The sequence below is a fragment of the Methylobacterium planeticum genome, from assembly GCF_008806345.1.
GTDB lineage: Bacteria > Pseudomonadota > Alphaproteobacteria > Rhizobiales > Beijerinckiaceae > Methylobacterium > Methylobacterium planeticum.
Genome location: NZ_VZZJ01000022.1, coordinates 13,767 through 27,226, shown reverse-complemented (window position 1 = coordinate 27,226; position 13,460 = coordinate 13,767). Strand labels below are relative to the sequence as shown.

General features: G+C 72.2%; 15 protein-coding genes. 4 read left to right on the top strand and 11 right to left on the bottom strand.

What is annotated here, in order from left to right:
- Positions 1-2: 2 nt before the first annotated feature.
- On the bottom strand, positions 3-941 hold the full coding sequence (locus F6X51_RS20750) for a LysR family transcriptional regulator (protein WP_150965585.1): 939 nt from the start codon (positions 939-941) through the stop codon (positions 3-5).
- A 98-nt stretch (positions 942-1,039) separates the two neighbouring features.
- On the opposite strand from F6X51_RS20750, the gene F6X51_RS20745 reads away from it, so the two are divergent.
- Entirely contained in the window at positions 1,040-1,408 is a 369-nt protein-coding gene (locus F6X51_RS20745) for a hypothetical protein (RefSeq protein ID WP_150965584.1), read from the top strand.
- 80 nt (positions 1,409-1,488) lie between these two features.
- On the opposite strand, the gene F6X51_RS20740 is transcribed toward F6X51_RS20745, so the two are convergent.
- Complete coding sequence (locus F6X51_RS20740) at positions 1,489-2,739, bottom strand: NupC/NupG family nucleoside CNT transporter (RefSeq protein WP_150965583.1); 1,251 nt, start codon at positions 2,737-2,739, stop codon at positions 1,489-1,491.
- A 260-nt stretch (positions 2,740-2,999) separates the two neighbouring features.
- Here F6X51_RS20740 and typA point away from each other — a divergent pair, with 260 nt between their 5' ends.
- Complete coding sequence (gene typA / locus F6X51_RS20735) at positions 3,000-4,826, top strand: translational GTPase TypA (RefSeq protein WP_150965582.1); 1,827 nt, start codon at positions 3,000-3,002, stop codon at positions 4,824-4,826.
- Positions 4,827-4,928: 102 nt separating this feature from the next.
- Here the strand turns inward: typA and F6X51_RS28090 are convergent, their stop codons facing one another.
- The 7 genes from F6X51_RS28090 to F6X51_RS20710 form a co-directional block, all read right to left on the bottom strand.
- Positions 4,929-5,102 (bottom strand): hypothetical protein, encoded by a 174-nt coding sequence (locus tag F6X51_RS28090; RefSeq protein ID WP_191970196.1) that lies wholly within the window; start codon positions 5,100-5,102, stop codon positions 4,929-4,931.
- Between the two features lie 25 nt (positions 5,103-5,127).
- Positions 5,128-5,439, bottom strand: coding sequence for a hypothetical protein (locus F6X51_RS20730; protein ID WP_150965581.1), 312 nt, complete (start codon positions 5,437-5,439; stop codon positions 5,128-5,130).
- Positions 5,439-5,768 (bottom strand): hypothetical protein, encoded by a 330-nt coding sequence (locus tag F6X51_RS20725; protein ID WP_150965580.1) that lies wholly within the window; start codon positions 5,766-5,768, stop codon positions 5,439-5,441. Before F6X51_RS20725 ends, F6X51_RS20730 begins: the two co-directional genes overlap by 1 nt.
- A gap of 320 nt (positions 5,769-6,088) precedes the next feature.
- Complete coding sequence (gene cysK, locus F6X51_RS20720; protein ID WP_150965579.1) at positions 6,089-7,066, bottom strand: cysteine synthase A; 978 nt, start codon at positions 7,064-7,066, stop codon at positions 6,089-6,091.
- 109 nt (positions 7,067-7,175) lie between these two features.
- Positions 7,176-8,303, bottom strand: a complete 1,128-nt coding sequence (locus F6X51_RS20715) for a glycosyltransferase (RefSeq protein ID WP_191970195.1) — start codon at positions 8,301-8,303, stop codon at positions 7,176-7,178.
- Between the two features lie 133 nt (positions 8,304-8,436).
- Entirely contained in the window at positions 8,437-8,610 is a 174-nt protein-coding gene (locus tag F6X51_RS28085) for a hypothetical protein (protein WP_191970194.1), read from the bottom strand.
- Between the two features lie 139 nt (positions 8,611-8,749).
- The gene (locus F6X51_RS20710) at positions 8,750-9,253 is read right to left on the bottom strand and encodes an META domain-containing protein (protein ID WP_150965577.1); all 504 of its coding nucleotides are present in this window, start codon (positions 9,251-9,253) and stop codon (positions 8,750-8,752) included.
- 444 nt (positions 9,254-9,697) lie between these two features.
- On the opposite strand from F6X51_RS20710, the gene F6X51_RS20705 reads away from it, so the two are divergent.
- Positions 9,698-9,973 (top strand): helix-turn-helix domain-containing protein, encoded by a 276-nt coding sequence (locus tag F6X51_RS20705; RefSeq protein WP_150965576.1) that lies wholly within the window; start codon positions 9,698-9,700, stop codon positions 9,971-9,973.
- A gap of 3 nt (positions 9,974-9,976) precedes the next feature.
- Here F6X51_RS20705 and F6X51_RS20700 read toward each other — a convergent pair whose 3' ends face one another.
- Positions 9,977-11,242, bottom strand: coding sequence for an NAD(P)/FAD-dependent oxidoreductase (locus F6X51_RS20700; protein WP_150965575.1), 1,266 nt, complete (start codon positions 11,240-11,242; stop codon positions 9,977-9,979).
- Positions 11,239-12,180, bottom strand: coding sequence for a LysR family transcriptional regulator (locus F6X51_RS20695; protein ID WP_150965574.1), 942 nt, complete (start codon positions 12,178-12,180; stop codon positions 11,239-11,241). Before F6X51_RS20695 ends, F6X51_RS20700 begins: the two co-directional genes overlap by 4 nt.
- 199 nt (positions 12,181-12,379) lie before the next feature.
- Between F6X51_RS20695 and F6X51_RS20690 the strand changes: the two genes are divergently transcribed.
- On the top strand, positions 12,380-13,438 hold the full coding sequence (locus tag F6X51_RS20690; RefSeq protein ID WP_150965573.1) for a class 1 fructose-bisphosphatase: 1,059 nt from the start codon (positions 12,380-12,382) through the stop codon (positions 13,436-13,438).
- The last annotated feature ends 22 nt before the right edge of the window (positions 13,439-13,460 follow it).

The following is a 13,460-nucleotide window of genomic DNA, read 5'->3' as shown; positions in this document are numbered from 1 at the left end:
CCTCAGATCATCTCCGCCGGCCCCGCCTCGGCGGCGAGACGCACCAGGGTCCGCCGCAGCCAGGTATGGGCCGGGTCGTTGTCGTAGGAGGCGTGCCAGAGCATCGAGAAGGAAACGTCCTCCAGGCGCACCGGCACCGGGCTGACCGTGAGCCCCAGGGTGCCGGCGAAGAAATGCGCCAGGCGCGCGTGCATCGTGGCGATCACCGGCGCGCTGCGCACCAGGAAGGGCACGGCGAGGAAGCGGGGCGTCGTGACCGCGAGGGTCCGGCTCAGGCCGAGCTCGGCCAGCGCGTCGTCCACGACGCCGTGGGCGGTCTCCCGCAGGCTCGTCAGCACGTGGGGAAAGCGCAGGTAGTCGTCGAGGGAGACCGGCGGCCCGATGCCCAGAAGGTCCGCGTTGAACAGGCAGACGTAGCTGTCGCGGTAGAGCAGGCGCCGCTTGTGGTGCGACTGCCCCTCCGAGAACAGGCCGATCCCGAGATCGACCCGATCGGCGTCGAGCTCCTGCAGGATCCGGATCCGATCGATCGAGCGCAGCAGCAGGCTGATGCCGGGCGCCTCGGCCCGCAGGTAGGCGAGGAGCTTCGGCCCGAGCAGCACTTCGGTGCTGTCCGGCAGGCCGATGGTGAAGACGCGCTCGACGGTGCGCGGATCGAAGCTGTCGTCGCGGCGCACCAGGGCCTGGATCTGCCGCAGCGCCGAGCGCACCGGCTCGGCCAGCGCCCGGGCCCGCGGCGTCGGCCGCATCCCCTCCGGGGCGCGCGTCAGAAGCTCGTCGTCGAACAGCGTGCGCAGGCGCGCCAAAGCGCTGCTCATCGCGGATTGGCCGAGGCCGACCCGGGCCGCCGCCCGGGTCACGCTCCGCTCCGTCAGCAGGGCATCGAGGGCCACCAGCAGGTTCAGGTCGACGCGGGAGAGATCGATATGATCAATAGTCACTATCGATCCTATCTGTTTGATCCATGCTGCAATGCGAAACATATTCGCCGCACAGGCAAGGGCAGCACGCCCCCGCCACAGCGGAAAGACACACGATCATGACTCTTCGTACCACCATCCTGGCCGCTGCCGCGCTCCTCGCCGTCACCGGTACGGCGCGCGCCGCCGACAGCATCAAGCCGGTCGCCGGCGGCAGCGTCAGCCTCGGCAGCCTCGCGGGCGTCGCCTATTACACGGCCGAGCCCAAGGGCTACCGCGTCGTCGTCACCCTGGCGCCCCGCGCCGCCGCGCCCGCCGTCCGCTTCGAGGCTGTCCTGGCATCGGGCCAGAGCGTGACCCTGTCGGCGCCCCGCGGTCTCGGCGCCGAAGCCGAGGCCGTCGAGATCAGCCGCGAGGGCGACACCGTCACGGTCTCGCAGCCCCGCGCCGGCAACGCGGCGATCCGCGAGGCTGCGGCGCTGAACTGAGGGGCCGGCCTCGTGACCGGCCCGTCCCGAGAAGACGTCCGGCCGGCGGGCGACCGCCGGCCGGGCGCAAGGGGCTGAGGTCAGCCGGAGATGAAGAGGCCCGCGATGGCCGCGCTCGTCAGGTTCGAGAGCGTGCCGCCGAGGATGGCGCGCAGGCCGAGCCGCGCGACCTCGGACCGCCGCTCGGGCACGAGGCTCGAGAAGCTCGCGAGCTGGATCGCGATCGAGGCGAAATTCGCGAAGCCGCAGAGCGCGAAGCACAGGATCGCGGTCGTGCGCGGATCGAGGCTGCCGGCCTTCAGGACCGGCGAGAGGTTGGCGTAGGCCAGGAACTCGTTGAAGGCGAGCTTCTGCCCGATGGCGCCCCCGACCAGGCTGGCCTGCTCCCAGGGCACGCCGAGGATCCAGGCGAGCGGGCTGAGGGCCCAGCCGAGGATGATCTCGATCGAGGCCGCCGGGTAGCCGGCGAGGCCGCCGAGGTACCCCACGATCCCGTCCGCGAAGGCGATCAGCCCGACGAAGGCGATCAGCATCGCGCCGACCGCGACCGCCACAGCGAGCCCCTTCTGGGTGCCGTCGGCCGCCGCCTCGATGAGGTTGGCGGCCCGGGTCTCGCCGAACTCGACCCGGGTGGTGGTGATCCGGCTCGGCTCGACCGAGGGCACCAGCATCTTGGCGTAGAGGAGCCCGCCCGGGATCGCCATGAAGGAGGCGGCGAGCAGGTACTCGATGGGCACGCCGAGCGCCGCGTAGCCGGCCAGGATCGAGCCCGCCGTCGAGGCGGCGCCGCTCGTCATCACGGCGAACAGCTCCGAGCCGGTGAGCAGCGGCAGGAAGGGCCGCAGGGCGACGGCGATCTCGCTCTGGCCGATGAAGATCGTGATGACCGCCGAGAAGGACTCGATCCGCGAGGTCCCGAGCAGGCGCCGCAGGCCGGAGCCGAGGATGCGGGTGAGGGCCTGCATCGCGCCGACATGGTAGAGCACGCCGATCAGGGCCGAGACGTAGAGGATCTGCGGCAGCACCCGGAGCGCCAGGATGAAGCCGCTGCCGCCGAACAGCTCGAACATCCTGGGCTCGACCAGTCCCCCGAACAGGAAGGCCGTGCCCTTGTCGCCGTAGGACAGCACGGTCTGGACCACGCCCGCCACCGCCCCGAGGCCCGCCCGCCCCACCGGCACGAACAGGATCAGGGCTCCGATCGACACCTGCAGGGCGAGCGCGGCTAGCACGACCCGGGGCCGAATCGCCCGCCGATTGGTCGAGAACAGCACGGCCACGCCGAGCAGCAGGACGAGACTCAGCACTGCGTGAACGACGCGCTCGAACATTCATCCCCCGAGGTCCCATGCCGCTCATGCCATGGCGCCTATGCGCGATCCGGGCCAGTGCGGCGTTGTCGGCGCTCGAATCGGCACCCGATCGACGCGGTCCGGCATCCAGGGATTGCAGGACCGGTCTCGGTCGCCAGCACTTGCCGGATGCGTCCGCACCTTCTATTGCAACGCAACAGCTCGAACCCGTACCCGGCGTGGCCGGCCGCAACCCCGCGGCCCGCGGCGTGACGGGTTCTTTTCGCTTCGGAAATCCTATGAAGCTGCGCAACATCGCCATCATCGCCCACGTCGACCACGGCAAGACCACGCTCGTCGACAAGCTGCTCCAGCAATCCGGCACCTTCCGCGAGAACCAGCGGATCGAGGAGCGGGCGATGGACTCGAACGACCTCGAGAAGGAGCGCGGCATCACCATCCTGGCCAAGGCGACCTCCGTCGTCTGGAAGGACACCCGCATCAACATCGTCGACACCCCCGGCCACGCCGATTTCGGCGGCGAGGTGGAGCGCATCCTCTCGATGGTCGACGGCGTGGTCGTGCTCGTCGACGCCGCCGAGGGGCCGATGCCGCAGACCAAGTTCGTGGTCTCGAAGGCTCTCAAGATCGGCCTGCGCCCGATCGTTGCGGTCAACAAGGTCGACCGTCCGGACGCGCGCATCAACGAGGTCGTCAACGAGGTCTTCGACCTGTTCGCGGCCCTCGACGCCACCGACGAGCAGCTCGACTTCCCGATCCTCTACGGCTCCGGCCGCAACGGCTGGATGGCCACGGCGCCCGACGGCTCGCAGGAGGACGGCCTCGCGCCGATGTTCGACCTCGTGCTGCAGCACGTGCCCCCGGCCAAGACCGAGGAGGGCCCGTTCCGCATGCTCGGCACGCTGCTCGAGGCGAACCCGTTCCTCGGCCGCATCGTCACCGGCCGCATCGCCTCCGGCACCGTCAAGCCCAACCAGTCGATCAAGATCCTCGACCGCGCCGGCAAGGTGGTCGAGACCGGCCGCGTCTCGAAGATCCTCGCCTTCCGGGGCCTGGAGCGCCAGCCGATCGACGTCGGCGAGGCCGGCGACATCGTCTCCATCGCGGGCCTCGTGAAGGGCACCGTCGCCGACACCTTCTGCGACCCCCAGGTCGATACCCCGATCCAGGCCCAGCCGATCGACCCGCCGACCGTGACGATGTCCTTCATCGTCAACGACAGCCCCCTCGCGGGCACCGAGGGCGACAAGGTCACGAGCCGCATGATCCGCGACCGCCTGTTCAAGGAGGCCGAGGGCAACGTCACGCTCAAGATCGAGGAGGCGTCCGACAAGGATTCCTTCTACGTCTCGGGCCGCGGCGAGTTGCAGCTCGCGATCCTGATCGAGACCATGCGCCGCGAGGGCTTCGAGATCGCGGTCTCGCGCCCGCGCGTCGTGTTCGAGAAGGATGAGGCGGGCAACCTCCTGGAACCCGTCGAGGAGGTCGTCATCGACGTCGACGAGGAGCATTCGGGCGTCGTCGTGCAGAAGATGTCGGAGCGCAAGGCCGACATGCTGGAGATGCGCCCGTCCGGCGGCGACCGGCTGCGCCTCGTCTTCCACGCGCCGACCCGGGGCCTCATCGGCTACCAGGGCGAGCTAATGACGGACACCCGCGGCACCGCCATCATGAACCGGCTGTTCAAGGCCTACGAGCCCTTCAAGGGCGAGATCGCCGGCCGCCGCAACGGCGTGCTGATCTCCAACGACAAGGGCGAGGCCGTGGCCTACGCCATGTGGAACCTCGAGGATCGCGGCCCGATGATGATCGAGCCCGGCTGGAAGGTCTACCAGGGCATGATCATCGGCGAGCACAACCGCGAGAACGATCTCGAGGTGAACGTGCTCAAGGGCAAGAAGCTGACGAACATCCGCACGACCTCGAAGGACGAGGCCGTGCGCCTGACGCCGCCGATCCGGATGACGCTGGAGAAGTCCCTCGCCTGGATCCAGGACGACGAGCTCGTCGAGGTGACGCCGAAGTCGATCCGCCTGCGCAAGACCGTGCTCGACCCGAACGATCGCAAGCGCGCCGAGCGCTCGAAGGAGGCGCTCAGCGCCTGATCGCGCCGAGCCTCGCCACGCAGCCTGAAAGGCCGGGCGGACGCGCCCGGCCTTTTCGCATTGCAAGGGGGCGGCCCTCGGTCGGGGGTCCCGGAAGGCTCCCTAGCCGCTGCCCGGATCGGTCTCGCCCTCCGGCGTCGCGCCGCCCTGCGGGCCGAGGCCGGGCTTGCCGTCGGTCTTCTCGTTCGGGTCCTTCACGGCGTCGGGGGCCGCGTTGGCGGGCTTCTTGTCGGAGGCCGGGGATGTCTCCTCGGTCCGGTCCGGTCGGTCGCTCATCGATGCTCCTTGCCGCGTCGCGGCTCTAGCGCGCCTCGCGCTCGGCCTTCGAGAGGCCCTCCGCCACGCTCTCGCCCGCGCGGGGACCGCGCGAGGCCTGCTGGTCGGAATGGCCCGCCGAGGAGCCGCCGAGGGCAGGCGGATTGCGGCCGGGCTCGCCGCCCGCGTCCCAGGTCTCGTTGCGCTCGGCATCGCTGCGCCCGCCGGAGCCCATGCGGGTGATCTCCGATTGCTGCGCCGTCTGGCGGCCGCCGCCCGCGGCGGGGCCGCCGGGGGTGCCGACCGCCTCGTCCGGCTTCCGGGTCACGGTCTCGGTGGGGATGCTGTCCTTGCTCATCAGCGCTTCCCGTCGTCGTGACCGACGGAGGCGGTCGCCCGGTCGATCGCCTCGCTCGCCGTCGCGCCGGGCTGCGAGGCGTCGCCGATGTGGCGCAGATTCTCGGGGGGCGTCTCGGCCTCGGTCTCGTCGGTGGCGTCCTGGCCCGGCGTGCCGCTCGCGAGGCGCGCGGTCTCGGCCTGTCCGGAGGGATCGCCCTTCAGGTCGGCCTGCGTCCGCGAGGGGATGCCGACATCGAGGGGCGACTCGCCGCCGAGGTCCTGCCCGTTGCGGTCCGCATAGGCGTCGAACTCCTTCAGCGACGGCCGGTCGCGGTTCTGGTCGGTCATGGCTGTTCCTCCTGATGTGGCGGGTCAACCGCGCCCGAAGCGCCGGGGTTGCGTCGCACCGGCGACGCAGGCCCTCGCCGATCCCCCGGTCGGGGATGCCGAGGACCCGCCCGCGGGCCTCGCCGCGGACGGCCGCCGGCGCGGGCCGCGGGCGGGCAATCCGCGCTTTCGTAGGGGCGCAACAGCTCCGGGCGAGGCGTCGGAACCGCCTCGACGCCACGGATCGGGATCGGGAGAGCGCCTGGGCGCCGTTCGTCCTCGGGGAGGCACCGGCCTCCGACGATGGGGGGCCGGCAGGCAGCGCCGGGCCCGCGCGGCGGTCAGATGCCCTCGAACAGGGCCGAGGAGATGTAGCGCTCGGCGAAGGAGCAGGCGACCGTGACGACGCGCTTGCCCTTGAACTCGGGCCGGCTCGCGAGCTCGAGGGCCGCCGCGACGTTGCCGCCCGTCGAGATCCCGCCCGGGATGCCCTCGAGGCGCCCGAGGAGGCGGGCGGTCTCGAAGGCGGTCTGGTTCGAGACCGTGATGACCTCGTCGATCACGCCGCGGTCGAGGATGCCGGGCACGAAGCCCGCGCCGATGCCCTGGATCTTGTGCGGGCCGGGCTGGCCGCCCGAGAGGACCGGGGAATCCTCGGGCTCGACGGCCACGACCTTGAGGTTCGGCAGGCGGGGCTTCAGCACCTGGCCGACGCCCGTGATGGTGCCGCCGGTGCCGACGCCGGCCACGAAGGCGTCGAGCTGGCCCTGCGTGTCGTTCCAGATCTCCTCCGCGGTGGTCTTGCGATGGATCTCGGGGTTGGCCGGGTTCTCGAATTGCTGGGGCATCACCGCGCCCGGGATCTCCTTGAGGAGTTCCTCGGCCTTGGCGATGGCGCCCTTCATGCCCTGCGGGCCGGGGGTGAGCGCGAGCTCGGCGCCCAGGAAGGCCAGCATCTTGCGGCGCTCGAGCGACATCGTCTCGGGCATCACCAGGATCAGGCGGTAGCCGCGGGCCGCCGCCACGAAGGCGAGGGCGATGCCGGTGTTGCCGGAGGTCGGCTCGACCAGGGTTCCGCCGGGCTTCAGGCGGCCCGAGGCCTCCAGCGCGTCGATCATGTTGACGCCGATGCGGTCCTTGACGCTCGCGATCGGGTTGAAGAACTCGAGCTTCAGCAGGATCTCGGCATCGATGCCGCGCTCCTGGGGCAGGCGGTTCAGGCGCACCAGGGGCGTGTTGCCGATGGTTTCGGTGATGGAGCCGAAGACGCGGCCGTGGCCGGGCGTGCCGGAGGGGGACGAAACAGCGGAATCGGCCATGGAAATCTCCTGGGCGGCAGGGGTCGTGCTGACACCGCGAGCGTGCGGCGCATGCCGTCGAGGGTGACGCCTAGCCGATATCCCGGATGGCGTCGAGGTATCTTCTAATTCACGAATTTTCTCTGTTGATTGGGCGATCCGGGATCTGCGCGCCGGCCGCGTGCCAGGCGTCGAGGAAGCGGTCCGCCATGGCGTCGACCCCGAAGGCGGTCTCCACCTTCCCGCGTGCGAGCGCGCCCACGCGGGCGCGCTCGCACGCGGGAAGGTGGGCGACGGCTCGCATCGCGCGCGCGAGGGCGTCGGGATCGCCCGGGGGGACGAGGTGCCCGAGGTCGCCGAGGATCCTGTCGGCATCGCCGACCCGGGTCGCAACGGGCACGAGCCCGGCCGCCATCCCCTCCGCGAGGGCGTTCGAGAAACCCTCGCCGAAGCGCGAGGACGAGACCGCGACGTCGCCGGCGGCGAGGATCCGCTCGGGATCGTCCCGGCGCCCGAGGGCGCGCGCCCGGGGCGGCAGGGCCAGGGTCTCGGTGCCGGCGCCGACGAGGATCAGGGCGATCTCGGGCGCGCGCGCCGCGGCCGCCAGGAGCGTCGCATGGTCCTTCATCGGGTCGAGCCGGGCGGCGTGCACCGCCACCACGGCCTCCGGAGACAGGCCGAGCTCCGCCCGGACCGCGGCGCGCGCATCCGGGTCCGGCCGGAAGCGGGCGGTGTCGATGCCGTTCGGGATCACCGCGAGGCGGCGCGGGCGGTAGCCCTGCGCCCTGTGGAAATCGACGCCGGCCCGGCTGTTCGAGACCACGAGGTCCGGCCATCCGGAAAGGCGCGCCCCGAGCGCCAGGAGGCGCCCGTAGCGGGCATGGTCGATGTCGGAGTTGCGCAGGCCCCAGGCGAGCCGCGTCGCGCGGGGCGCCCCGGCGAGGCGGTGCGCCAGGGCGGCGAACAGGTCCCCGTGATAGAGCCAGCCCTGCAGCACCGCCGGGCGCAGGCGCCGGATCAGGCGGGAGAGGGCGAGGACCGCGCCGGCGGAACCGACGAGGCCGCGGGGCGCCAGGGTGTGGACCGTCACGCCGAGCCGCTCCAGCACCGGCAGGTTCGGCCCGCCCGCCGTCAGGCTGACCACGTGCTGGGGCAGGCCCCGGGCGCCGAGCGTCCGGCAGAGCGCGACCAGCATCGTCTCGGCCCCCCCGGTGCGCAGGCCCGAGATGACGTGGAGGACGGGGCGCGGTTGGTTCATGCCGGGTCCGCTGCGATCCATCGCCGCCCTCCGGGGCCGGGGCCTGCCCGGCGGGAGGCCGGACCGGGCCGGTGCGGGCGGCCCGGGTGGGGGGAGGGGGAGCGCCCGGCCCGGTCGAGCCCGGCGCCCGGGCTCACCAGCCGAACAGCCGCCCGGAGAGCACCAGCAGGGTCGCGAACAGGGCGGAGGCGGCGGCGATCCGTAGGGCCCCGGGGTGGAAGCCCTCGGGCGCGGTGTAGCGCGGGTCATCCGCGGATTCGCGCCGAAGCGCCGTGCTGCCTGCCCGAGACCCGATTCGCTGAAGCATGCCCGCCTCGTTCCTGTTGCGGGAGGCAGCAAGCCGCGGAGGGGTTCAAGGCAGAGTAAACCCCGGGGAACAACCGGGGATCGTGGTCAACGGCCGCTTAAGCGGGCGCGCCGCCGCAAGCGGCGCCGGCGCCCGCGCCTCAGAGGGCGCGGTCGAAGCGGATCTCGCCGTTCGGGCTCTTGATGACGAGCTGGGAGCCGACGAGGTCCCATTGCGCGGCGGTGCGCAGGGCCACGAAGAAGGATTGCTCGGCGCTCTGCAGGCTCTTGTCGCAGTTCTTCTTGGTGAGGGCGAGGGGCCCGACCGCGAGGTGCTGCTCGCGGAGCGGGAAGGCCGTCGCCGCGAAGGTGTTGCAGCCGCCGTAGCCGCGGGCGCGGTACTGCTTGTCGATGATGAAGCTCGGCCGGTCGGCGCCGCCGAAGGCCTTGCCGTTCAGGCTCACCGCGGTCCAGGTCGAGTCGAGGGGGAAGATCTTTTCCTGCGCCTTGGCGGCCGGAATGTACTGCTTCTTCTCTTCCTCGCCTCCGGGACGGCGGTTCTTCTTGCCGAAACCCGACATCCCCTGAGCCTGCGCGGTCGTGGCCGTGGTCACTGCCCCGGCCGCCACGGCGCAAACCAGCGCGGCGATCAGCGTCGCTCTCATCGTCTGGCCCCTTGTTGTGTCCGCATCGCGTTGATCCTGATCCCGGGCTCGCGGCGATGCGCGAGAGCGTCGGCCGCACGCCGACGGCGCTTGGCGAAGCGAGGCCTTCAGCCCGGGACGTGCAGCAGCGCCAATCGGATAAGATTTCAGCACAAATATGGTCAAGGGCGCCTGAACGCGGTTTTTCCCGCGATTCCCGGGAAAATCGCGCGCGGCGCCCCCATGGGCATGATCGCTGGCGACGGCCGGGCATGACGGGGCCGGGCATGACGGGGCCGGGCATGACGGGGCCGGGGATACCGCCCGCGCCGGACGGGGCGGAAACGATCGGCCGTCCGGTTCGTTGTCGTCTCAGCGTCCGCCGGGGCGGCGCGCGAGCGTTGAGGAGAGATCGGTTTGACCGGATCGGACGAGGGTGTGCAGAGCGGGTGGACGTCGGCCCCGATGAGCCCGGCGCAGTCGCGGGCGGCCCGCGGCCTCCTCGGCTGGTCGGAGGCCGACCTCGCCGGCAAGGTCGGCCTCGACGAGGCCTTCGTGCGCGATTTCGAGGCCGGTCGCGGCGATCCCGCCTCCGGCCAGATCGAGGCGTTGCGCAGCGCGCTGATGGCCGCCGGCACGGTCTTCAGCAACGGTGATTCGCCCGGGGTGCGGCTGGAGCGGCGCGGCGCCCCCGACGAGGGCACCCGGGCCGACGCGCTCACCACCGAGAACGACCGCTGAGGCTCAGGGCGCCCGCATCGCCAGGGCCTTGAGGTCGAAGCCCGGATCGGCGGCCTGGTCCGGCGTGAGGTGGGTCCCGGCCGCCAGGAGGCGGCGGGCGATCATGTGGTCGGCCGCCCGGTTCACCGATTCGACGCCGCTGAGGGCGCCGTTCCGGAAGCGGAACACCGAGAAGGCCTCCCCCGAGCCCCGCACCACGCTGGCATCGTCCGGGGCCGTGAGCCCCGCCATCTGCAGCTTGTGGCGGCCCTGGTCGCTCCAGAACCAGGGCACCGCCGCGTAGGCGGCGGCCCGGCCGGTGAGCCGGGCCGCGAGGCTGCGACCCTGGTCGATCGCGTTCTGCACCGATTCGATGCGCGTCGATCCGTCCGGCGAGAGGCCTTGCGCGAAGGGGCTCGGGAAGCGGGCGCAGTCGCCGATCGCCGAGATGGCGGGATCGTCCGTGGCCAGGAACGCGTCGACCCGGATGCCGTCCGAGACCGCGAGCCCGGCTTCCTCGGCGAGTTCCTGGTTCGGCCGCACGCCGATGCCGACGAGGACGAGGTCGACGGGCAGGGTCTCGCCGCCGACGAGGCGCAGGCCCGTCACCCGGCTCTCCGTTTCCTGGCCGCCCGTCCCCTGGCCGCCCGTCCCCTCGATCGCCTCGACCCCGGCCTCGAAGGCGAAGCGGACGCCGAGGGCCTCGTGGGCGGCGCGGAAGAAGGCGCCCATCTCGCGCGAGACCGCCCGCGCCATCGGCCGGGCGGTGGCCTCCACCACCGTCACGGCGAGGCCCCGGGCCGCCGCGACCGCGGCGAATTCCAGGCCGATGAAGCCGGCCCCCACCACCGCGACGCGCCCGGCCGCCGCGAGGTCGGCCTTGAGCCGGTCCGCGTCCGCGAGGCCGCGCAGCTGGCGCACCCCGTCGAGCGCGGCGCCCGGCACCGGCAGGGCCTTGTTGCGCGCCCCCGTGGCGAGGACGAGGTGGTCGTAGGGCAGGCTCCCGCCCGCGCCGAGGTGCAGGCGCCGCGCCGCCCGGTCGATCCCGGCGGCGCGGGTGCCGGCCCGCAGGGTGATGCGGTGCTCGGCGAGGTAGCTCGCCGGGCGCAGGCTCAGGGCCTCGGCATCCGACTTTCCGGCGAGGTAGGCCTTGGAGAGCGGCGGGCGCTGGTAGGGCAGGCCCGGCTCCTCCCCGACGATCGTGATCGGCGCGTGGGCGCCCGCCTCCCGCAGGGAGGCCGCGGCCTGGAAGCCCGCCTGGCCCGCGCCGACGATGACGATGCCGCTCACGAGGCCGGCGCCTCGAGGGCCGCCGCGTCGACGCCGGGCAGCCAGCGGGCGCCGTCCTGCATCAGGTACTCCCAGAAGGCGCGGGCGGCCGGCCCCAGCACCTTGTCGGCCCGGCGCACCGCGTACCAGTCCCGCCGGATCGGCAGGCCCTGCACGTCGAGGAGGGCGAGGCGCCGGCTCTCGATCTCCGCCGCCACCGTGTGGGCCGAGAGCAGCGCGATGCCGAGCCCCGCCATCACGGCCTGCTTGATCGTCTCGTTCGAGCCGGAATCGATCCCGAGCCTGGCCCGCTTGATGATCACCCCGTTCATGAATTCCTCGAACACCGTGCGGGTGCCCGAGCCCTCCTCGCGCACCAGGAAGGATTCCTCCGACAGGTCGGCCCGGGTGAGGCCGCGGCGGCCGACGAGGGGGTTCGACGGCGCCGCGATCAGCACCAGCGGGTGCGGCCCGAAGATCTCGGCCTCGATCGCGAAGTCACGCGGCGGCCGGCCCATGATGGCGAAGTCGATCTCGTAGTTGCGCAGGGCCTCCACCGTGCTGCCGCGGTTGCCCACCGAGAGGTTGATCTCGACGCCGGGATGCCGTCCGACGAACCCCGCGATCACCTGCGGGGCGAAGTACTTGGCGGTCGAGACCACGCCCATCGTGACCCGGCCGCCCGCGCCCCCCTTCAGGGTCCGCAGGCGGTCGGTGCAGGTCTCCAGCACCGTGTTGATGCTGTCGATCGCCCAGAGCATCTCGCGCCCCGCATCCGTGGGTTTCAGGCCCGTCGGCGTGCGGTCGAACAGGAGCAGGCCCGCCTCCTCCTCGAGCTGGCGGATGCGGGCGTAGAGGGCGGCGGAGGTGACGTTCAGCTCCTGCGCCGCCCGCGTCATGGTGCCGAGCCGGGCGACCGCGGCGACTGCCTGGAGCTGCTTCAAGGACAGGTTGCGCATGCGAGTTTTCTAGTTTTTTTGCGATCGTCCGCAAGTTTTTTTAGAATTCCTTCCCGGCCGAAATGCGTGCCTCTGGCGCTCCGGCGCAGCCGGGCGGTATCATGCGGCGGCCGGTGCGGGTAAGGGCTCGGACCCGGACGGAATCGACCGGGCCCGCGCGCGGAACGCGGCCGGCAGGCACAGGAAGGACAGGAAGCCGATGGCGACGGGATCTCTGGCGATCGGGTCTCGGCTCGATGCGTGTCTGGCCCAGGGCGTGGCGGACCGGGCCGACCTCAAGGACGTCGCGGCCGTCGTCGCGGCGATCGCGGCCGCCGCCATCGACATCAGCGAGGTGATCGGCCGGGGCGCCCTCGGCGGCGACCTCGCCGCCACCGGGGAGCAGAACAGCGACGGCGACGTCCAGAAGGCCCTCGACGTCATCGCCCACCAGCGCGTCACCGAGGCGCTGCAGGCCGCGCCGGTGGCGGAGGTCGCCTCCGAGGAGGCCGAGGGCGTGATGCACCTGAACCCGGGCGCGCCGCTGGCCGTCGCGATCGACCCCCTCGACGGCTCGTCGAACATCGGCGTCAACATGGCGGTCGGCACCATCTTCGGGATCCGGCCCGCGGTGCAGGACCCCGCCGACCCGATCGCCTCCTTCACGACCCCCGGCACGGCCCAGCTCGCCGCCGGCTTCGTCACCTACGGGCCGGCCACCGCCCTGATCCTGACCCTCGGGGCGGGCACGCAGGTCTACGTCCTCGACCGCGAGGCGCGCGCCTTCCGGCTGACGCATGCGCGCCTCGACGTGCCGGCGGTCGCCAAGGAATACGCCATCAACGCCTCGAACGCCCGGCACTGGGACGCGCCGATCAAGGCCTTCATCGAGGATTGCCTCGCCGGCAGCGACGGCCCGCGGGACAAGGACTTCAACATGCGCTGGCTCGGCTCGCTGGTGGCCGACGCCCAGCGCGTGCTGATGCGCGGCGGCGTGTTCCTCTACCCGGGCGACGGCCGCAAGGGCTACGCCCAGGGCCGCCTGCGCCTCCTCTACGAGGCCGCGCCCATCGCCCTGCTGATGGAGCAGGCCGGGGCCGCCGCCACCGACGGCGAGCGCCGCATCCTCGACATCGAGGCCACCGGCATCCACGAGCGGGCGCCGCTGGTGTTCGGCTCGCAGGAGGAGGTCGCCTGCGTGGCCAAGTATTACGGGGGCCGCAACCACGCCGCCACGCGCTCGCCGCTCTTCGGCCAGCGCGGCCTGATGCGCGGCTAGGCGGGGCGCCCCCCGCTCGAAC